General features: G+C 61.4%; 21 protein-coding genes. 6 read left to right on the plus strand and 15 right to left on the minus strand.

Annotated features, from left to right (window positions below):
• Positions 1 to 71: 71 nt before the first annotated feature.
• Positions 72 to 923 carry a S1C family serine protease gene (locus WD767_13055; protein MEX2617017.1) on the minus strand — a complete coding sequence of 284 codons (852 nt, stop codon included), beginning with the start codon at positions 921 to 923 and terminating at the stop codon, positions 72 to 74.
• A 286-nt stretch (positions 924 to 1,209) separates the two neighbouring features.
• Here WD767_13055 and WD767_13060 point away from each other — a divergent pair, with 286 nt between their 5' ends.
• A complete protein-coding gene (locus WD767_13060) occupies positions 1,210 to 2,436 on the plus strand; it encodes an FAD-dependent oxidoreductase (protein MEX2617018.1) in 1,227 nt (408 codons plus the stop codon).
• A 12-nt stretch (positions 2,437 to 2,448) separates the two neighbouring features.
• On the opposite strand, the gene WD767_13065 is transcribed toward WD767_13060, so the two are convergent.
• The 3 genes from WD767_13065 to WD767_13075 all read right to left on the minus strand — a co-directional run bounded on the left by WD767_13065 (position 2,449) and on the right by WD767_13075 (position 4,035).
• Positions 2,449 to 2,970 (minus strand): MAPEG family protein, encoded by a 522-nt coding sequence (locus WD767_13065; protein ID MEX2617019.1) that lies wholly within the window; start codon positions 2,968 to 2,970, stop codon positions 2,449 to 2,451.
• Positions 2,967 to 3,548 (minus strand): NAD(P)H-dependent oxidoreductase, encoded by a 582-nt coding sequence (locus tag WD767_13070; GenBank protein MEX2617020.1) that lies wholly within the window; start codon positions 3,546 to 3,548, stop codon positions 2,967 to 2,969. The genes WD767_13065 and WD767_13070 overlap by 4 nt, the downstream gene beginning before the upstream one ends.
• A gap of 94 nt (positions 3,549 to 3,642) precedes the next feature.
• On the minus strand, positions 3,643 to 4,035 hold the full coding sequence (locus tag WD767_13075) for a nuclear transport factor 2 family protein (GenBank protein ID MEX2617021.1): 393 nt from the start codon (positions 4,033 to 4,035) through the stop codon (positions 3,643 to 3,645).
• A 113-nt stretch (positions 4,036 to 4,148) separates the two neighbouring features.
• Between WD767_13075 and WD767_13080 the strand changes: the two genes are divergently transcribed.
• On the plus strand, positions 4,149 to 4,922 hold the full coding sequence (locus tag WD767_13080; GenBank protein ID MEX2617022.1) for a nitroreductase family protein: 774 nt from the start codon (positions 4,149 to 4,151) through the stop codon (positions 4,920 to 4,922).
• Positions 4,923 to 4,956: 34 nt separating this feature from the next.
• Positions 4,957 to 5,280 carry an EthD family reductase gene (locus tag WD767_13085; GenBank protein MEX2617023.1) on the plus strand — a complete coding sequence of 108 codons (324 nt, stop codon included), beginning with the start codon at positions 4,957 to 4,959 and terminating at the stop codon, positions 5,278 to 5,280.
• A 74-nt stretch (positions 5,281 to 5,354) separates the two neighbouring features.
• Here the strand turns inward: WD767_13085 and WD767_13090 are convergent, their stop codons facing one another.
• The 8 genes from WD767_13090 to WD767_13125 all read right to left on the minus strand — a co-directional run bounded on the left by WD767_13090 (position 5,355) and on the right by WD767_13125 (position 11,632).
• Complete coding sequence (locus WD767_13090) at positions 5,355 to 6,203, minus strand: fumarylacetoacetate hydrolase family protein (GenBank protein ID MEX2617024.1); 849 nt, start codon at positions 6,201 to 6,203, stop codon at positions 5,355 to 5,357.
• 9 nt (positions 6,204 to 6,212) lie between these two features.
• Positions 6,213 to 7,004, minus strand: a complete 792-nt coding sequence (locus WD767_13095) for an SDR family oxidoreductase (protein ID MEX2617025.1) — start codon at positions 7,002 to 7,004, stop codon at positions 6,213 to 6,215.
• 28 nt (positions 7,005 to 7,032) lie between these two features.
• Positions 7,033 to 7,995 (minus strand): aldo/keto reductase, encoded by a 963-nt coding sequence (locus tag WD767_13100; protein MEX2617026.1) that lies wholly within the window; start codon positions 7,993 to 7,995, stop codon positions 7,033 to 7,035.
• A gap of 97 nt (positions 7,996 to 8,092) precedes the next feature.
• Entirely contained in the window at positions 8,093 to 9,079 is a 987-nt protein-coding gene (locus WD767_13105; GenBank protein MEX2617027.1) for an LLM class flavin-dependent oxidoreductase, read from the minus strand.
• A 7-nt stretch (positions 9,080 to 9,086) separates the two neighbouring features.
• On the minus strand, positions 9,087 to 10,823 hold the full coding sequence (locus tag WD767_13110; GenBank protein ID MEX2617028.1) for an IlvD/Edd family dehydratase: 1,737 nt from the start codon (positions 10,821 to 10,823) through the stop codon (positions 9,087 to 9,089).
• 74 nt (positions 10,824 to 10,897) lie between these two features.
• Positions 10,898 to 11,116: a hypothetical protein gene (locus WD767_13115; GenBank protein ID MEX2617029.1), complete on the minus strand. Its 219-nt coding sequence runs from the start codon at positions 11,114 to 11,116 to the stop codon at positions 10,898 to 10,900.
• Positions 11,117 to 11,204: 88 nt separating this feature from the next.
• A complete protein-coding gene (locus tag WD767_13120) occupies positions 11,205 to 11,399 on the minus strand; it encodes a hypothetical protein (protein MEX2617030.1) in 195 nt (64 codons plus the stop codon).
• Positions 11,400 to 11,431: 32 nt separating this feature from the next.
• Positions 11,432 to 11,632 carry a hypothetical protein gene (locus WD767_13125; protein MEX2617031.1) on the minus strand — a complete coding sequence of 67 codons (201 nt, stop codon included), beginning with the start codon at positions 11,630 to 11,632 and terminating at the stop codon, positions 11,432 to 11,434.
• Between the two features lie 227 nt (positions 11,633 to 11,859).
• Between WD767_13125 and WD767_13130 the strand changes: the two genes are divergently transcribed.
• Both WD767_13130 and WD767_13135 read left to right on the plus strand, forming a co-directional pair.
• Entirely contained in the window at positions 11,860 to 12,774 is a 915-nt protein-coding gene (locus WD767_13130) for an amidohydrolase family protein (protein MEX2617032.1), read from the plus strand.
• A gap of 19 nt (positions 12,775 to 12,793) precedes the next feature.
• Entirely contained in the window at positions 12,794 to 13,735 is a 942-nt protein-coding gene (locus WD767_13135) for an acetamidase/formamidase family protein (GenBank protein ID MEX2617033.1), read from the plus strand.
• 13 nt (positions 13,736 to 13,748) lie between these two features.
• Here the strand turns inward: WD767_13135 and WD767_13140 are convergent, their stop codons facing one another.
• Positions 13,749 to 15,290, minus strand: coding sequence for a PAS domain S-box protein (locus WD767_13140; protein MEX2617034.1), 1,542 nt, complete (start codon positions 15,288 to 15,290; stop codon positions 13,749 to 13,751).
• 326 nt (positions 15,291 to 15,616) lie between these two features.
• On the opposite strand from WD767_13140, the gene WD767_13145 reads away from it, so the two are divergent.
• Complete coding sequence (locus WD767_13145; protein ID MEX2617035.1) at positions 15,617 to 16,402, plus strand: DUF169 domain-containing protein; 786 nt, start codon at positions 15,617 to 15,619, stop codon at positions 16,400 to 16,402.
• 50 nt (positions 16,403 to 16,452) lie between these two features.
• Here the strand turns inward: WD767_13145 and WD767_13150 are convergent, their stop codons facing one another.
• Together WD767_13150 and WD767_13155 are read right to left on the minus strand one after the other, a co-directional pair.
• Positions 16,453 to 17,406 carry a 2-hydroxyacid dehydrogenase gene (locus tag WD767_13150; GenBank protein ID MEX2617036.1) on the minus strand — a complete coding sequence of 318 codons (954 nt, stop codon included), beginning with the start codon at positions 17,404 to 17,406 and terminating at the stop codon, positions 16,453 to 16,455.
• A complete protein-coding gene (locus WD767_13155) occupies positions 17,406 to 18,167 on the minus strand; it encodes an SDR family oxidoreductase (GenBank protein MEX2617037.1) in 762 nt (253 codons plus the stop codon). The genes WD767_13150 and WD767_13155 overlap by 1 nt, the downstream gene beginning before the upstream one ends.
• Positions 18,168 to 18,181 lie beyond the last annotated feature (14 nt).

Below are 18,181 nucleotides of genomic sequence, written 5' to 3' on the forward strand. Positions count from 1 at the left end.
GCACACGCCGGAGGGCGCCGGCGTGTGCCCGCATGCTTTTTGGGAAAATCCGGTCGGGCGCCTGTCCCGGATTAATGCATCCGGGGCGACTTCAGTCGTGCCGCGCGGTTGACCGATTTCACGGTGATGTCGATCAATTCGCCGTCCCGCTGCAGGGTAAGCGGAATTTCGACGCCGGCCTCGCCGGACGACCAGATATTCCGGAACATGCCGGCAAGCTCCTCCACCGGCCGACCGTTGACGCCAAGCACGAAATCCCCAACGCGGACATCCGCTTCCTGCGCAGGGCCGTCTTCAACCAGCCCCGCAACGACCAGCACGTCTTCCATTTCGGTCGTCATCATGCCAAGCCAGGGACGCGGCGGCTTCTGCACTTTTCCGTAGGTCAGCATGTCGTCCATGATCGGCTTCAGGATGTCGATGGGGACGACCATATTGCCGTCGACCTGCCCCTTATCAGGCACAACCTGCTGCACGAACAGCGACCCGATCCCGCACAGGCTGCCGTCACCCCCGATCAGGCCGGCGCCGCCCCAGTTCGGATGCGGCGGCGCGGTGAAAATCGCTTCTTCCAGCAGATACTCCCAGTAGCCGGCGAATTCCCGCTTGGCCTGGATCTGGGTCTTGATCGCCTGCGACCGCCCGCCATGCCCGGCGAGAATGGCGATATCGCCTTCCTTCAGATCCTTCGCGCTGCCGAGCGGCATCGCCGGCAGGTTCAGGGACCCCAACGCCTGAACAAGCGCGAATCCGGTTTCCTGGTCATAGGCCAGGGCGTGGCCTTCTATGGCCCTGCCATTGATATCGACAATCCAGATCGTTTCCGCTTCCGTGACCAGATAGCCGATTGTCAAAATCAGGCCGTTGTCGCGGATGACAACGCCATGTCCCGCCCGCTCCGTGCCCAGCATCCGGGCCGTCATAGCGTCTGCGGGAATCTGCGTCCGAACGGATACGATGGAGGAAAGCGCCCGATCGAGATCGTAGGAGACGTCCTCAGGCTTTGGCTGCGCGCTTCCCGGGATTTGCGGTGAGTTTTCGATTGTTCCAGCCCTCTAACAATTCCGTAATTTCGATAATACACTATATGGCAATTTTCCCCGAAATTTCACCTGTTTTCAATGTACACATACGTGATCGGACGATTGCGTCACCGGCATATCTGCCGGATGTGCAGACATTGTGCGGGGCAGGCCTGTATATTCAGGTATGACTGTCACGAACACACAATCGATTGTCGTCCTCGGCGCAGGCCAGGCTGGCGGCCGGGCCGTTGAAGCCATGCGCGCGGCCGGATTCGAGGGGCGGATCGATCTGGTCGGCGCGGAACCGTATCTACCCTATGAGCGTCCGCCCCTGTCGAAGGAATTGCTGGCGGGCGACCATGTCCCGTTTCAGGTGATGTTCGCCGCAGACTGGTTCGCGGACCGGAACATCAACCTCCATCTCGGGCAGTTCGCCGTTGAAATTGACCGCGCGGCGGCGCGTGTTCGGCTGGACGACGGAACAGAGCTTCCCTATGACCGCCTTCTGTTGACCACCGGCGGTTACGCCCGAACGCTCGACATCCCCGGCGCCGGACTGCCGGAAACGCGTACGCTCCGCACCATCGACGACAGCCGCGCCATCGCCGGGCTCCTTGCGCGCCAGGGCCACATTGTCGTTGTCGGCGGCGGGTTTATCGGGCTGGAGATCGCTGCAAGCGCGCGAACCCGCGGCTGCACCGTCACGGTCCTGGAATTTGCGGACCGGCTGATGGGTCGCGCCCTGCCGATGGCGGTAGGTACGGTCTTCGCGGAACTGCATCGGAAAAACGGCGTCGATTTGCGGCTGGGGACCGGCATCGCGCGTATCGAGGGCGCCGGCCGGGTCGAACGGGTTATCACGTCATCCGGCGACAGTCTGAACGCCGATGCGGTCGTCGTCGGCATCGGAATCGTGCCGGATACCGCACTGGCAGAGGCTGCGGGTCTTGCGGTCGATAATGGTATCACCGTTGACGAATACTGCCGGACCTCGGATCCCGCCATCTATGCGGCAGGTGATGTCACGCAACATTTCAACCCGCTGCTGGGCCGGCATATCCGGTTGGAATCCTGGCAGAACGCACAGAATCAGGCAATTGCCGCCGCGCGGAATATATGCGGTGCGGATACACCCTTTGCCGAGATCCCCTGGTTCTGGTCGGACCAGTTCGATGTGAACCTTCAGGTCTGCGGCGTGCCGCTGTATTGGAACCGGACGGTGATGCGCGGCGATATCGTCGCCCGGGACGGCATCCTGTTCCAGCGTGACGGCGACACGATCACCGGCGCCATCGGACTGAACCGCGCCCGCGACATGCGTATGGTCAAGCGCCTGATGACGGCAAAACGGACGCCCTCTCCGGCGGAACTGGCCGACGAGTCGGTCGGGATTCGCGACCTGCTGCGATAGAGCACACCTGATCTAATTCGTGAAAACCAGCAACAGCGTCCACGCATAGGACGCCACCGTCGGCAGGAAGGTCGCCGCGAAGCCGAAGGCGCGCGACGCCCCGGACCGGCGATAACCGATCCAGAAGCACAGACGCGCGAAGACGAAGGACACTGCCATCGCCGGGATGACGCCGAGATGGAACGATGGTAGCGCCAGCGCCAGCACGATCCAGCCGATGGCGGCCAGCACGACCTGTTCGAGCGTGTTCTGCAGACAGCGGCGGTCAATTTCCGCGTGGCTGCCGGCTGGCGGTGGCGACCCGTCAAATGTGGCGGAATCGTTGAAACGTGACATGCCAACGCGAACAATGGCGGCCAGCAGGCACAACCCCGGCAGCAACAGCCAGCCCAGCACGAAAGGCAGCCGATTGGTCGTCACAGCCGGGTCGACGGCAAGCTGTGTCGCGCCGACCCACATCACGACGGCCGAGTAGACCGTGGCCGCGGCGATCTGGACAACGACCCGGCGCTGATCCGCCGACAGCGCGGTCATGCGACGAGCTTTGCCGTAACGGTCGCCAGCGCCGCGCCAGCCGCCCGAACTGCCTTCTGCTGCCCTTCATCGGCCAGACTGCCATCCTCCTTGAAAGCCGATCTGGCGCCTGGCACCGTCACCTGGTTCGGCAGGACCGTCACCTGGATATTACCGAGGATCTGACGGACATGGACCAGACCCCGCAGCCCGCCCAGCGCGCCCGGCGCGGTTGCGACCAGCGCCGCCGTCTTGCCCGCGATGTATTTCAGCGCCGCATCGTCACCGGACGGACGCGACACCCAGTCGATGACATTCTTCAGCAACGGGGTGATCGAACTGTTGTATTCCGGCGCCGCGATCAGCAAGCCGTCATGTTCCGCAAAAATGCCGCGCAACCTGAGAGCGTTTTCCGGAAGACCGTTGTTCTCCTCCAGGTCGCCGTCATAGATCGGCATCTCGTAATCGCGCAGATCCAGAAGGATAACCGCCGCCCCCGCGTCGCGCGCGCCATCGGCCGCGATGCGGATCAGTTTCTTGTTGAAGGAGCCGTCACGGGCGCTGCCCGCGAAAGCCAGAATTCGAGCCGTTCCGCCCATGTCACCGATCCTTTGTGAAAATGAGGTTATGCAGAAATTACGTATCGATACGACGTGATACCACCAGTCGCCGCGCGGCGCACCGAATGGTTGTTCACTGCGGCGTGACGATCTTCCAGTAACTGTCCTTGGTCGCGATAAACCCGTCACGCAGCGTGTAGATATCCACCCCGCGAACATCGAGCGCCTGACCGGTGGCGTATTGCCCTGTTGCCCGAAATGTCCCGATGACCCGGTCCTCGCCCGCCATGAAGACCTCCGCCTCGGAGAAACGCATATCGCGGTACATCGTATCCCGCTCGGCAAGCGCCTGCCGCACCGCTTCCCGCCCGGACACGACATTGCCGTCCGGCGCATTGGGTCCGGCGGCCTGGCGCCATTCAAAATCCTCGGTGACGCAGGCCAGTATGCCGTCGATATCGGCCCGGTTGAACGCCTTCCCGAACGCCCGCATCAGGGCCATGACGCTTTCCGGCAATGCCGCCATACCACGCTCCCGATATTTTGCCTTTCAGTCCCTCACGCGATTATACCCATGTGCCCCTTTCGTGCTATGGGTTCCGGCATGTTTCGAATAGTTAAGATAACTGGAAAGAAGCCATGCCCGATACGACAACGACAGAGACCAGCCCGACAACGAGCGAAACCATCGAATGCCTGCTGCACCGCGTCAGCGTTCGCCGATACAGCGATCAGGAAGTCACAGAAGAAACCATTGAAGCTGTCCTGAAGGCGGCCTTTCGCTCCCCGACTTCCTCGAATATCCAGTCCTACACCGCCATCGTGGTCCGCGATCCGGAAACGAAGCAGAAACTGTCGGTACCGACCGGCAATCAGAAACACGTCGCACTGGCGCCTGTTTTCATCGCCTTCTGCGCCGATTTGCGGCGGATCGAATACGCGCTGAACCTGCATCAGCATAATCTCAACGATAACAACCTCGAAGTCGGCCTGGTGTCCAGCATTGATGCCGCCCTCGTTGGCATGTCAGCCTATCTCGCCGCGGAATCCATCGGGCTGCGCGGGCTGATGATCGGCGCCGTCCGCAACGATCCGGAAAAAATCGCTGAAATTCTGGGGCTGCCGCAGCGGGTCTATTGCGTGTTCGGCATGTGCCTTGGCTGGCCGGCGCAGGCGCCGGACCAGAAGCCGCGCATGGATACCGGCATGACCATCCATTACGAAAAATACGACGAAAAGGCGACGGTTGCGTCCATGGAGGCGTACGACTCCGCGCTCGCGGAGCACTACACGTCGCATGGCGTCAAGACCACGCCGGATTCATGGACCCATGACATGGACAAGAAATTCCACCCGCCGCAGCGCGACAAGCTGCGCCAGCAGCTCAAGGGACGCGGGTTCGACTTCCGTTAACAATGCGACAAGGGGCTAATCTATGATAAAACGCATGGGATTACTGAAACGGAAGCCGGAGTTCACTTCGGAGCAGTTCCGCGAGCACTGGCTGGAAATTCACGGCCCGCTGGGTCAGAACGTGCCCGGTGTCCGGCGCTATGTTCAGCATCATGTGGTCGGCGACGCACGCCATCCCGACCTGCCGCCGGCAGACCAGTCCTATGACGGGATCGTTGAAATGTGGTTCGATGACGAGGAGGCGATGAAGACGGCGCTGGCGACGCCGGAAGCGAAGGCCATGTTCGCCGACGGCGCACTGTTCATCGAATCCGTTACGTCATATATCGTCGAGAGCGAAGTCCTGGTGCACGAATAGGTCTCCTCCCGACTTGTATAAGAAACCGGCCCGCGCCCTTTTGACAGCAAGCGGACCGGTTTGTTCACAGCCGGTTATTCGTTGACAATCGGATTCCGCAGCACGCCGATACCGGAAATTTCGACTTCAACCGTGTCGCCATCCTTCATCCACAAGGGCGGCGTACGATAGGCGCCGACGCCGCCGGTCGTGCCGGTCACGACCACGTCGCCGGGCACCAGTTCGGTAAACGTCGTGATATAGGCCATCAGTTCCGGTACGCCGAAAACCAGGTCGTCGATGGTCGCCCGCTGCATTTCCTCGCCATTCAATCGCGTCACCAGCGACATCACCTCCGGGTCGGGAATTTCGTCGGTGGTGACCAGCCAGGGACCGAAACTGCCGGTGCCTATAAAGCTCTTCCCCGGCATGAACTGGATCGTGTGGCGCTGCCAGTCACGGATGCTGCCGTCATTGTAACAGGCGTAGCCGGCCACGTGACCGTAGGCATCCTCCTTTGCCACATGGCGGCCCGCCTTGCCGACCACAAAGGCCATTTCGCCTTCGAAGTCGAAACATTCCGACACTTTCGGCCGGATCATCGGCTGGCCGTGACCGACCTGGGAATTGGCATAGCGCGGAAACAGCATCGGGTATTGCGGCTTGTCACGCCCCGTTTCGGCAATATGCGTCGCGTAGTTCAGCCCGACCATGATGATCTTGTCCGGTTTGCCGATGGGCGGCAGCAACGTGACATCGTCCAGCGCCGCATCCGCCGGCCGGCCGGCGGCGAAATCACGCACCGCGTCCAGCGCGTCCGCTTCCAGGACAGATTTCAGATCCGCATGACCAAGCCCGGAAGCCCGGCCGACCTCTATGATGCCGCCGCCATCGGCGACCCCGTAGGTGTCGCCGGAGGCATCGCGATAACTGACGAGTTTCATGCGGGTTCCTCAGATGATGTTCTTGATCCGGCCGCCATCGACACGCCAGATCGAACCGGTGCAGTAGCCGGCCTGCTGCGAGCACATGAACGCCGCGACACCGCCGAATTCGTCCGGATCGCCGAACCGGCCCATCGGCACGGTCGATACGCGGCGCGCCAGCGCTTCCTCGAAGGTAATGCCGAGCCGCTTGGCGTCGTTTTCCGACGACGACCGCGTCCGATCGGTCAACACGCCGCCCGGGGCGATGACATTGACGGTCACGCCGTCCCTGCCGATTTCGTTCGCCAGCGTCTTCGAATAATTCACAATTGCACCGCGAAGCGTGTTCGACAGCACCATGTTGTTGAGCGGTTCGATATTGCCGGAGGAACCGATGAACAGGACCCGGCCCCATTTGTTTTCGATCATGCCCGGCACCAGCAGGCTGGTGATCCGGATGATGCTGACCACCATGGAATCGAACTGCTGGCGCAGCACTTCCTCCTTCAGGTCCATCGCGAAACCCAGCGCCGGACCGCCGTGATTGTTGACCAGGATATCGACCCCGCCCAGCGCCTTCACGGCGGCATCGGCGAGCACGTTCATGTTGTCCGGATTTGACACATCGCCGACCAGACCGACGACTTTGGCGCCGGTTTCGGCGGCGAGTTTCCTTGCGGCTTCATCGGCGCGCTCCTGGCTGGAGCTGCTCAGCGCGATGTCCACGCCTTCCTGCGCCAGCGCCCGCGCCGTCGAATAGCCGAGCCCCTTGCTGGCGCCCAGTACGAGGGCGCTTTTCCCCTTGATTCCCAGATCCATCGGTTTCTCCCGTAAATAGTGTTATTCGTCACGCTGTCCGTTTTTGCGGCACATCCAGCCCGACGCCGTATAAATGGCCGAACAGTTCTTCGAGCTTTGCCACGTCTTCCTTTGGCAGCGGCGGCGCCAGAATCGACGCCAGATTGGTTTTCAGATGCTCCACATTGCCGGTACCGAACAGGATGATATCGGCGCCCGGCTCATGCCGCGCATAGCGATATGCCGCGTCGATCACGCTATCCGCGCCGCCTTCATGGATGAGAAAGTCCAGGGGATTTTCCTTGTCCGCCAGCCATTGCGGCACCTTGCCCGCGGCCGCCAGTTCCTTCATGTCCGACTGCAGGCGTCCTTCAATACTGAAGATGCTGCGGACAACAAACATCAGCAGCGTGCCGATCCCCTTCTCCTGTGTATAGGGGAACGCGTTGTGCCGCGCATTCTGGTGCATCATGTGGAAGCCCAACATGATCGCCTCCCAGACATCGTCCTTCGCGGCGCGCTTCAGCACCTCCTGGTTCGGATCGTTCGGCGGCGATTCGGAGAAGCCCAGGAAGCGCAGCTTGCCCTTTTCCTTTTCCTTCAGCAGCGCCGGCGCATAGATATTCAGCGCATCGTCATACGTTTCCGGCGTGATCGCATGAAACTGGAACACATCGACATAGTCCGTGCCGAGTTCCCGCAGCGAATTCTCCAGGCTCGCGATGACCTCCTCAACCGACAGCATCCTGCCGTCCCTGCGGATTATCGATTTGGTGCCGACGTAAATCTGATCGCGCGGCATCGCCTTTATCGCCTCTCCGACGATATCTTCCGTCGTATAGTTATGCGCGGTATCGAGGTAATTGACGCCCAGGTCCATCGCCGTCCGCACCAGCGCCACCGATTCCGCCTTGCTCATGCCGCGGTTCTTGCCAAGCCGGCTGCCGCCGCCACACCCCAGACCGGCAACGCTCACGCGCATCCCGGTTTTTCCGAAATTTGTATATTCCATCGAAGCTCCTGATTATCGGGGATTCGCTCTGGTCACCCTTATAAGGGGGGATTCCCGACCGCGCGAGCGCGCAATCGGTGAAATAACAATAAACAGGCTATACCGTCCCTGTCAGGTCCTGCAGAAGCGGAATGACATCTCCGGCGAAACGTTCGATCTGCGCCGTCCGCTGCTCATAGGGCCCCAGCAGGTCGAGCACTACATGACGGGCGCCCGCCGCATGGAACGCCCGGATGGTTTCCGCAACCTGTTCCGGGGTTCCCAGCGCCGCATAACGGGCCGCCGCTTTCCTGAAATCCATATTGTAGCGAATGCTCAGCGTTTCGGTCGCCGCGTCATGCGCCGCCTCGTAACTGTCGTCCAGCCGGGCGAACAGCAGGTGCCCGGTGCCATAGCGTTCCATCCGGCGATTTGCCTGTTGCGAGGCTTCAGCGATCCGGGCCAGCGATTCGGCATACATCTGCGGTGTCACGACATAGGAAATCCAGCCATCCGCCTGCTGTCCCGCGCGGCGCAGCGCGGCCTCGGAACGCCCGCCGCACCAGATCGGCGGCCCACCCGGCTGCCGGCCCGGCGGCTTCATCGGTATATCGGTGAAATTGTAGAACCTGCCATTATGCGATACCGGTTCCCCGGTCCACAGCTTGCGCAACACGTCGATGCCTTCGCTCAGCCGCGCGCCGCGTTCGGCCCTGGGCACGCCGCAGAGTTCGTATTCCTTGGGAAACTCCCCGCCGACGCCGACGCCGAAAATCAGCCGCCCCTCGGTCAGGTGATCCAGGGTGGATACCTGTTTGGCCACCGGCGCCGGATGGCGCAAGGGCAACAGGTAGACGCCCGTACCGAAAGTCAGCCTGCGGCTGACCACCGCCGCCTGCGCGATCATCATCAGCGGGTCGAAAAACGGGATCGGAAACGAGACATGATCGCCGAGCCAGATCGAATCGTAGCCGCAGCGGTCGACCATTTCGACGAACGACACCAGTTCGTCGATACGCGGCTCCCATACCCCGGTCGCCGGTTCGGTCCGGCGATGGATCGTCTGGATGCCAAGCTTCAGCGTCGCGTCGAGAGGCAGGGTCATGGCGTCCTCACACAGGAGTCGTGCGGCCGTCGGGGGCCTTGGCAAGGAAGTCGAAATCCGCGCCTTCATCCGCCTGCCGCACATGGTCCATATACAGTTTCAGATAGCCGCGTTCGGACCCTTCATGCGGCGGCGGCGCGGTCCATTCGGCCCGGCGGCGCGCCAGTTCCGCATCGTCCACCAGCAGTTCCAGCGACCGGTTCGGCACGTCCAGTTTGATCATGTCGCCGTCGCGCACCAGCCCCAGCGGCCCGCCGACATAGGATTCCGGAGTTATATGCAGGACGATGGACCCGAAGGCCGTGCCGCTCATCCGCGCATCCGACATCCGCAACATGTCCTTCACACCCTTCGAGGCCAGCTTCTTCGGAATCGGCAGATAGCCGGATTCGGGCATGCCCGGCGCGCCTTTCGGCCCGGCATTCTGCATGATCAGGACATCGTCCGCCGTGACATCCAGGTCCGGGGAGTCGATCCGCGCGGCAAGGTCTTCCTGATTTTTGAATACGACGGCGCGACCGGTATGCGTCATCAGCCGCTCGCTTGCCGCCGACTGTTTCACAATGGCGCCTTCCGGGGCGAGATTGCCGCGCAACACGGCGATACCGCCCTGCGGATAAAGCGGGTTACCGAACGGCCGCACCACGTCCTGTTTGAACGGCGGCGAGGCCGCCTCGATCTCTTCGCCAAGCGTCCGGCCGGTGACGGTCATGCAGTCGAGATGCAGCAGCGGCTTCAGTTCCCGCAACACCGTCATCAGCCCGCCGGCTTTCTCCAGGTCCTCCATATAGTGCTGCCCCGAAGGCTTGAGGTCGACCAGCACCGGCGTTTCCTGGCCCAGGCGATCGATCGCCTCCAGGTCGACCTTGATTCCAAGCCGCCCGGCGACCGCCGTCATATGCACCAGCCCGTTGGTCGATCCGCCGATTGCCAGCAGCACGCGAAAGGCGTTCGAGAACGCTTCCGGGGTCATGATTTCGGCCGGGGTTGGCCCGCCCGTTTTCGCCATTGCCACAGCGCGGGTGCCGGCGGCTTCCGCATGGCGCAGCCGGTCGGCCGCCACCGCCGGGATCGCGGCGCCGCCGGGCAGCATCATGCCCAGCGCTTCGGTCATGCAGGCCATCGTGCTGGCCGTGCCCATCACCATGCAGGTGCCCGCGGTCGGCGCCAGCCTGCCGCTGACCTCCTCGGTCTCCGCCTCGTCGATTTCGCCCGCCCGGTACATGCCCCAGTAACGCCGGCAATCGGTGCAGGCGCCCAGCCGCTCGCCCCGGTGGCTGCCGGTCATCATCGGCCCGGTCACCACGGAGATCGCCGGGACTCCGGCGCTGGCGGCGCCCATCAACTGCGCCGGCACGGTCTTGTCGCAGCCGCCGATCATGACGGTCGCATCCATCGGCTGGGCGCGGATCATTTCCTCCGTGTCCATCGACATCAGGTTCCGCATGAACATCGAGGTCGGGTGGGAGAAGGACTCATGGACGGATATGGTCGGAAACTCGACCGGCAGCCCCCCCGCCAGCATCACGCCGCGCTTGATCGCCTCCACAAGGTCCGGCGCGTTTCTGTGGCATGCGTTGTAGCCGCTGAACGTATTGATGACGCCGACAATCGGCCGGTCGAGCGCATCGTCGCTGTAGCCCATCGCCTTGATGAAGGCCTTGCGCAGAAACAGGGAAAACCCGGCATCCCCGTAGCTGGTCAGCCCCTTGCGCATTCCCTTGCCGTCATTGCTGTCCGTCATATTCCCCATCCGTATTTTAATATCCCTCTGACGCCTATCCTATCAGGCGTTTCCCGAAATCAAATCGTGGTAAATCAGAATCGCCCGAGGTGATTCTGATTTACCACGTGAATTTGCTTTAATTCCATAAAGATAAAGCAGATCGCCTCGTCCGGCACATCGTCCTTTTTCGAGAAGCAGAAGCGGACGAAATGTTCCGGACCATCGGTCGTATAAAAGGCGCTGACGGGAGCGGCGGTCACCTTTGCCTCAACCGCAATATCACGGCAGAAGGCGGCATTGGCCGATTTCAATCCCCGTCCCCGTCCTCGCGATTGCCGACAGGCGCGTAGGTACAGCACCGTCCCTGACAAGGCAACAAAGACGTGTCGTGTTGTGCTGTCAGGCGTTTTCGCCCAGGGCGGCGCGGATCATGGCGCGGGCCTCGCCAACGGCAAGGAAGGGATGACGCTGCAGATAAACCGCCGTCGCGTAATTGAGCGCGGCCCGGCGAGCCTGCCCGCGCTGCAATTCGCCGGTAAAGGCGTCTGTCACAAGGCGCCGGTCTTCCGAATACAAAACGGGTGCATATATCATTTTGCCGCCACCATCCCAACTTCCGTCGGGGGTCAATTGACCATCCGCGTCGATTCGAGGATACCGTCGACAACGTTGCGCGCTTCCGCAACGGGGACGGCAGGGTGCCGTTGCTGATACACAATAGTCGCCAGATTCACCGCCGATTCAGGCCGGCTGCCGAACTCGATCTGTTCCCAATACGCATCCAGGATGGCGCGGTGTTCAGTAGCGCTGATAACGGCCTTGCCCATATTCGGTTCCTCATTGATTGGTTTGACGATTTGCATTGGAGGGTAATGTCTCCCGGCCGAAATCGCCCAAATGAGGGAGAAAATGACAATATGCGGATGCAATGCTGGCTCTGGCCAATTTTCGGCCAGGCTTGTAGCGTACGGGTCTGTAACCGATTGGGGGAAAACATGGGCAGGATCAGTCACAGTTCTCACTGGGGCGCCTTTACCGCGACGGAGCCTGCCGCATGAGCCGGATCGACGACATCGCCATAATCGACGCGCATCATCACCTATGGGACCTCGACCATCTGGACTATCCGTCTCTGTCCGGGCCGCCGCGGACCGACTTCTTTCTGGGCGACAACACGGCGATCCGTCGCAACTACCTGCCGGAGGATTACCGGAGGGATTCCGCGAAGCACAATGTGATCGGCACGGTGCATTGCGAAGCGGAATGCCACCGCGATTCCCAGGTCCAGGAAAGCGAATGGATCATGGCGCTGAATGCGCGCTACGGCTTCCCCAACGCCATTGTCGGCCACGCCTGGCTCGACCGGGACAACAGCGAGGAAGTTCTGGCGAAACAGGCGGCCATTCCCCTGATGCGCGGCATCCGCTCGAAACCGGTCACCGCATCCTCGAAAGATTCCATGACTCCGGGTGCGCCCGGCACCATGCAGCATTCGCGCTGGCTGGAAGGATTCTCCCTGCTGGAAAAATACGATCTGTCCTGGGATCTTCGGGTCCCGACGTGGCACCTGGAGGAAGCGGCCGCGGTGGCCCGCGCCTTTCCCGGCACGCGTATCAACCTCAACCATACCGGCTTTCCCTGGGACCGCAGCCCGGCGGGGCTCGACATGTGGCGGCGCGGTATGCACGCCCTGGCCGATTGCCCGAATGTGGTGACGAAAATCTCCTGCCTGTGCCTGCCGGACGGGCCCTGGCTGCTCGAAGACAACCGGCCCATCGTTCTGGAAACCATCGAAATTTTCGGCATCGACCGTTGCATGTTCGCCAGCAACTATCCTGTCGACGGGCTGCGCGCCAGCTACGACATGATTTACGATTCCTTCAAGACGATCGTCGCTGATTTTCCCCGCGAGGATCAGGAGAAACTGTTTTCGAAGAACGCCTCGGCGTTCTATCGGATTGATCTGTGAATTTCGGAAAGGATGCGTGATGCCTGCAAGCCATGTGGTCGACGCCAGCCCGGAAACCGTTCATTGGGGCATCTTCGATGCGGCCCTGCCGCCAGTACTGGAAATCCAGTCCGGCGATACCGTAACCCTGCATACCGTTTCCGGCGGACCTGACATCATGCCGCCCGACGGGTTCGAAATCCTGCCCGAACATCCGGTTATTCACCGGAAAGTCGCGGCCGCCCAGGCCGGCCATATCATGACCGGTCCGGTAGCGGTGCAGGGCGCGAAACCGGGCGATATGCTGGAGGTGAAGATCCTCGACGTGTCGCTGCGACAGAACTGGGGCTGGAACCGTATCCGGCCGCTTTCGGGAACCCTGCCCGAGGATTTTCCCGCAATGACGCTGGTTCACATTCCGCTCGACAGGGAAACCATGACCGGGCGCATGCCCTGGGGCGTCGATCTGCCGCTCAGCCCCTTCTTTGGCGTCATGGGCGTCGCGCCGCCGCCCGAATGGGGCCGCATCACCTCGATCATACCCCGCGCCCATGGCGGCAACCTGGATATCAAGGCGCTCGGTAAAGGCACAACGCTCTTCCTGCCGGTCTTCAACGACGGCGCGCTGTTTTCCGCCGGTGACGGCCATGCGGTGCAGGGCGACGGGGAGGTTGACGGCACCGCCATCGAAACCTGCCTGTCGGGAACGTTTCAGTTGACCGTGCACAAGGCCGGCGCGATTTCCATGCCGCGAGCCGAAACCGAGACCCATTATCTCACGACCGGTATCGATCCCTCGCTCGACGCCGCCGCGAAGCAGGCGCTGCGCGAGATGATCGTCCTCATTCAGGAGAAAGCCAACCTGTCACGCGAAGAGGCCTATATGCTGTGCAGCCTCGCGGCGGACCTGCATGTGAGCCAGACCGTAAACGTCCACAAAGGCATCCATGTCATGCTGGCCAAAGCGGCGCTGCACGGCTGAGTCGTTCGGGCATTCAGGCCGCTACGGACGGCAGCATGAAACTGACTTTCGTTCCCTTGCCCAGTTCGCTTTCGATCCTGAGCTTGCCGCCATGCATTTCGACCAGCGACTGGACAATCGTCAGACCAAGGCCGGCGCCTTCCTCGCTTCTATAGGGGTCGCGCTGACCACGTTCGAACGGGTCGGTAAGCCTGGGCAGATCTTCCGGCGGAATGCCGGCGCCGTTATCCGTAATCGCGACATCGAACCAGTCCCCGGTCAGACGCACCGATACCGTGACCAGCCCGCCATCCGGCGTAAACCGGGTCGCGTTGGACAGCAGGTTCAGCAATATACGCTGTATGGCCTTGCGGTCTGCACATAGCGGCGGCAGGTCCTCCGGGATGTCCCGCTTCAGGGAAACAACCCTGTTCGGCGCCTGTTGCCGGGTAAGTTCGAAGCATTCGTCGACGATTTCCGCGAACGAAAAGGTCTCGTTCGCATACGGATGCTCGCCCGCCTGGATTGTCGTGATATCCATGATGTCGGTGATCAGCTTCAAAAGTTGACCGGCGCTGTCATGAATATTCCTTGAATATTCCCGATAGCGCACCGGGTCATGTTCTCCCAGCAGCGACTGACTCATGATATCGGAAAAGCCGATGATCGCGTTGAGCGGCGTCCGCAATTCGTGGCTGACATTCGCGAGGAACTTCGATTTCGCGAGATTGGCTTCCTGCGCCTGGTCGCGATGCATGCGCAATTCCATCTCGCGCTGGCGCAATGCCAGTTCGGCCGTAACCTGATCAGTCACATTGGCGCCGGTGCCCCGGTAGCCCTTGAAGCTGCCGTCGTCATCCCAGACCGGTTTGCCGCTTATCGACATGTAGCGAACCTGGCCATCGGGCAGTATTCGGGGATGGAGAAAATTCCGGAACGGTCGACGGGCATCCAGGTCGGCCAGATGCTTCTCCCAGTCCTCACGCGTCGTCATCGGGCCATAGACAGTGTCACCCTGTTCGATGAATTCCCGGCGGCTCTTGCCAATAAATCGGGAAGGCGGATGCCCGGTCGCATCCTCGAACCGGCCGGAAAAATAGGTCCAGCGCAGGCTTTCATCCATTTCCCACAACCAGTCGGTAGCCGACTCGGCATAGTCCCGGAACCGCCGCTCGCTTTCTCGTAAAAGCATTTCGGTTCTCTTCCGGTCGGAAATATCCGTCGCCGAACTGAAAATTGCGGGTACACCGCCCCAATCGACAAGACGTACGAAATTTTCCAGCCAGACGAGCGTTCCGTCAGCGCGCAGTCCCTGGTATTCGTATGACGACGGCGCGGGCATGCCCTGCAGCCGGGCATCGCGGTAACCACGCAGCCGTTCGCGTTCATTCGGCGCGTAAAGCTCCATGATAGAGTCCTTAGCCATGATCGCTTCAGGATCTGAATACCCGAACAATTCGGCAAACGCCTTGTTGGCGAAGATCGGCTTGAAGTCCTGGTGAACAAGAAAACCCTGTACGGCGTTTTCCATCGCCTCACGAAATCGGAGTTCTTCGGTTTTTTGCTGATTATTCACCGGCACGTCCCTCGGCATCGCGCGATCGCGGAGGAAATGCCCGTGGCGGCCGGAACCCGCCCGCCAGAGCCATTGCAGTTCCCGGCACGGAGAACACATGACCGAATGCCCTTTTAACCAACCCGCTTGCCCGCCCCTTGCATGCCGTACCGGTACACTCGCAACCTGTACTATCATGGTATGGTAACAAGTCATACTTCCTGGTAGCGCCCTGAACAAGCCCATCGCGCGGAAATACTATTTTAACGAGCATTTCGATGTCTCGCAACAATGCGGCGTTTCCGTGCTAACGTTAAAAGTACCAAGGGACTTGAGGGAGAGAACCTATGACCGATTCCAGCGTCGATGGCGCGACACTGAAGACACTTGCGGGCAAGCTTCTGGAACTGCTGAAAATCCGGACTTTGCCTATTGCCATGAAACAATTTACCCGCCGGGAAGATATGGAGAAAATTCCCGGATTGCGGTGGCCGACCGAGGGCAGGCGACACACGACATGCCAACTTGTCACCCAGGCCCGAATGGCCGGATTCACGCTTGGAATCGGCGCAGATAATGTCCGGCCCGGCTCCAATTGCGGCGGCGTCATGGGTATCGACCAGCCGGTCGAGGCCTGCCTGTCCGGCGAACATATGGACGGTGTCTGGTTCGAGAACCGGGAGGCAGCCCACCAGCATCAGCTGCAAATGACCCGCGTACCAGCCGGAAAATTCATGGGAACCGTCGTATCGCCGCTGCGGTCGGGGCGTATCGACGATCCGGACATCGTGCTGTTTTATGGTACGCCGGGCCAGATCATCCTGTTCGTCAACGGGTTGCAGTGGAAGCGCTACAAGCGTTACGACATGACGATTACCGGCGAAAGCGCGTGTTCCGATTCCTGGGGCCGAGCACTGGCGACGAAGGAAACCAGCATTTCCATCCCCTGCTTTGCCGAACGCCGATACGGCGGCGTCGCCGATGACGAATTGCTGATCGCCATGCCGCCCGATGAGTTCGTCCGCGGCATCGAGGGACTGGAAGGCCTGTCCAAAGTGGGCTTGCGTTACCCGATCGTCCCCTACGGCCCGCAGGCCGACCCGTCGGAGGGCATGAGCCGCAGCTATAGTTGATTTTATGTCTTCCCCTCAGACGCCGGACAACCGGCGCCTGAGGGCAAAAACTAAACTCTTACCGGCGTCTTCAGCGGCTTGCCGGCGAAATGCAGGCGCAGGTTTTCCAGCACCAGGTCGGCCATCGCCCGGCGGGTTTCACCGGTGGAACTGGCGATATGCGGAGTCATGATGATGTTCTCGACATCGAACAGTTCTTCCGGCGCGTTTGGTTCGTCCTCGAATACATCCACTGCCGCACCGGCGATTCGCTTCTCCCTGACCGCGGCCACCAGCGCGTCCTGATCGACGATGGTGCCTCGCGCGACATTGACGAGGAACCCTCTGGGGCCCAGCGCATCGAGCACCTCGGCGCTGACCAGTTTCCGCGTGCTTTCCCCGCCCTGGCAGGAGACAAACAGAATATCGCTGTCTTCCGCCATTTCCAGCAGGCTGCTGTAGACGCGGTAGGGCGTGTCGTTCTTCGGCACGATGTCATAGAAACCGATATCGAGGCCGAAACCCTGCGCCCGCTTCGCCAGCGCGCTGCCGACCCGGCCCAGCCCCAGAATGCCGAGCTTCTTACCCCGCAGATTGGTCCCCAGTTCCATCCGCCCCTGCTGCCATTTCCCGGCGCGCAGGAAGCGTTCGGCTTCCGCGATCCGGCGCGGCGCCATGATAATGAACGCCATGCCCAGATCGGCCACGTCATCCGTCAGCACATCCGGCGTATGGGTCACGGGCACGCCGCGCGCATTCGCCGCCGCCACGTCGGTCGCATCGTAACCGACGCTGTTGGACGCGATGATCTCCAGATTCGGCAGCCGGTTGATCAGCGCCGCGTCCGGCCCCTGCATGCCGCCGGCGAGGATGCCGCGAATGCGGTCCCCCACCTCGGCCAGCAGCGCTTCCCTGTCGTCGGCAAGGAACAGGTTATGCAGCGTGTATTCCGCCTCAAGGTCGGCCAGCAGGAACGGCGCCGTGTGGCAGACGACCAGAAGGTCGGGCTTGTCCCCGCCAGCCATCAGCCTCGGCCTATGAAGGGCATCTTGGTCGCCATGATGGTCATGAACTGGATATTCGTATCCAGCGGCAGGTTGGCCATCATCACAACCGCGTCGGCGACATGCTGCACATCCATGCGCACTTCCGCCGCGGTCGAGCCATCCGCCTGCAGCACGCCGGCGACCATGCGGTCGGTCATCGGCGTTGCGGCATTGCCGATATCGATCTGGCTGCACGCGATATTGTATTTGCGCCCGTCCAGCGCGGTCGACCGGGTCATGCCGGTGATCGCGTGCTTGCAGGACGTGTAGGGCAGTGAGTTCGGCCGCGGCACATGCGCGGAAATCGAACCGTTGTTGATGATGCGGCCGCCCTGCGGCGTCTGGTCCTTCATGATGCGGATCGCATGCTGGGTGCACAGGAAAGTGCTGAACAAATTCACCGCGACGCAATTCTGATACTGCTCGAAGGTCAGCTCTTCCAGCCCGATCGCCGGGGTGCCGCCGCCCGCATTGTTGAAGATAACGTCCAGCCGCCGGCCGAATTTTTCGATCACTTTGGCGAACATGTTATCGACCTGATCCTGCTTGCCGACATCGGTCGGCACCGCAAGCGCGCGTTCCCCATCGGCGCCGGCCGCGTCGATGGTCCCCTGCAGCCCTTCCATGCCCCGGCTGGCAATTGCCACCGAATATCCCGCCTTGAGCAGCGCCACGGCGGACGCCCGCCCGATCCCGCTGCCCGCCCCTGTCACAATCGCAATCCTGCCGTTACCAGCCATGTCCGATACCCCTT

The organism is Alphaproteobacteria bacterium (genome assembly GCA_040905865.1).
Classification (GTDB): Bacteria; Pseudomonadota; Alphaproteobacteria; order UBA8366.

Excerpts from the sequence above, each read along its gene's own strand:
- WD767_13055 (MEX2617017.1), bottom strand. The coding sequence starts at position 923 with ATGACGGCCCGGATGCTGGGCACGGAGCGGGCGGGACATGGCGTTGTC.
- WD767_13060 (MEX2617018.1), top strand. The coding sequence starts at position 1,210 with ATGACTGTCACGAACACACAATCGATTGTCGTCCTCGGCGCAGGCCAG.
- WD767_13065 (MEX2617019.1), bottom strand. The coding sequence starts at position 2,970 with ATGACCGCGCTGTCGGCGGATCAGCGCCGGGTCGTTGTCCAGATCGCC.
- WD767_13070 (MEX2617020.1), bottom strand. The coding sequence starts at position 3,548 with ATGGGCGGAACGGCTCGAATTCTGGCTTTCGCGGGCAGCGCCCGTGAC.
- WD767_13075 (MEX2617021.1), bottom strand. The coding sequence starts at position 4,035 with ATGGCGGCATTGCCGGAAAGCGTCATGGCCCTGATGCGGGCGTTCGGG.
- WD767_13080 (MEX2617022.1), top strand. The coding sequence starts at position 4,149 with ATGCCCGATACGACAACGACAGAGACCAGCCCGACAACGAGCGAAACC.
- WD767_13085 (MEX2617023.1), top strand. The coding sequence starts at position 4,957 with ATGGGATTACTGAAACGGAAGCCGGAGTTCACTTCGGAGCAGTTCCGC.
- WD767_13090 (MEX2617024.1), bottom strand. The coding sequence starts at position 6,203 with ATGAAACTCGTCAGTTATCGCGATGCCTCCGGCGACACCTACGGGGTC.
- WD767_13095 (MEX2617025.1), bottom strand. The coding sequence starts at position 7,004 with ATGGATCTGGGAATCAAGGGGAAAAGCGCCCTCGTACTGGGCGCCAGC.
- WD767_13100 (MEX2617026.1), bottom strand. The coding sequence starts at position 7,995 with ATGGAATATACAAATTTCGGAAAAACCGGGATGCGCGTGAGCGTTGCC.
- WD767_13105 (MEX2617027.1), bottom strand. The coding sequence starts at position 9,079 with ATGACCCTGCCTCTCGACGCGACGCTGAAGCTTGGCATCCAGACGATC.
- WD767_13110 (MEX2617028.1), bottom strand. The coding sequence starts at position 10,823 with ATGACGGACAGCAATGACGGCAAGGGAATGCGCAAGGGGCTGACCAGC.
- WD767_13120 (MEX2617030.1), bottom strand. The coding sequence starts at position 11,399 with ATGATATATGCACCCGTTTTGTATTCGGAAGACCGGCGCCTTGTGACA.
- WD767_13125 (MEX2617031.1), bottom strand. The coding sequence starts at position 11,632 with ATGGGCAAGGCCGTTATCAGCGCTACTGAACACCGCGCCATCCTGGAT.
- WD767_13130 (MEX2617032.1), top strand. The coding sequence starts at position 11,860 with ATGAGCCGGATCGACGACATCGCCATAATCGACGCGCATCATCACCTA.
- WD767_13135 (MEX2617033.1), top strand. The coding sequence starts at position 12,794 with ATGCCTGCAAGCCATGTGGTCGACGCCAGCCCGGAAACCGTTCATTGG.
- WD767_13145 (MEX2617035.1), top strand. The coding sequence starts at position 15,617 with ATGACCGATTCCAGCGTCGATGGCGCGACACTGAAGACACTTGCGGGC.
- WD767_13150 (MEX2617036.1), bottom strand. The coding sequence starts at position 17,406 with ATGGCTGGCGGGGACAAGCCCGACCTTCTGGTCGTCTGCCACACGGCG.
- WD767_13155 (MEX2617037.1), bottom strand. The coding sequence starts at position 18,167 with ATGGCTGGTAACGGCAGGATTGCGATTGTGACAGGGGCGGGCAGCGGG.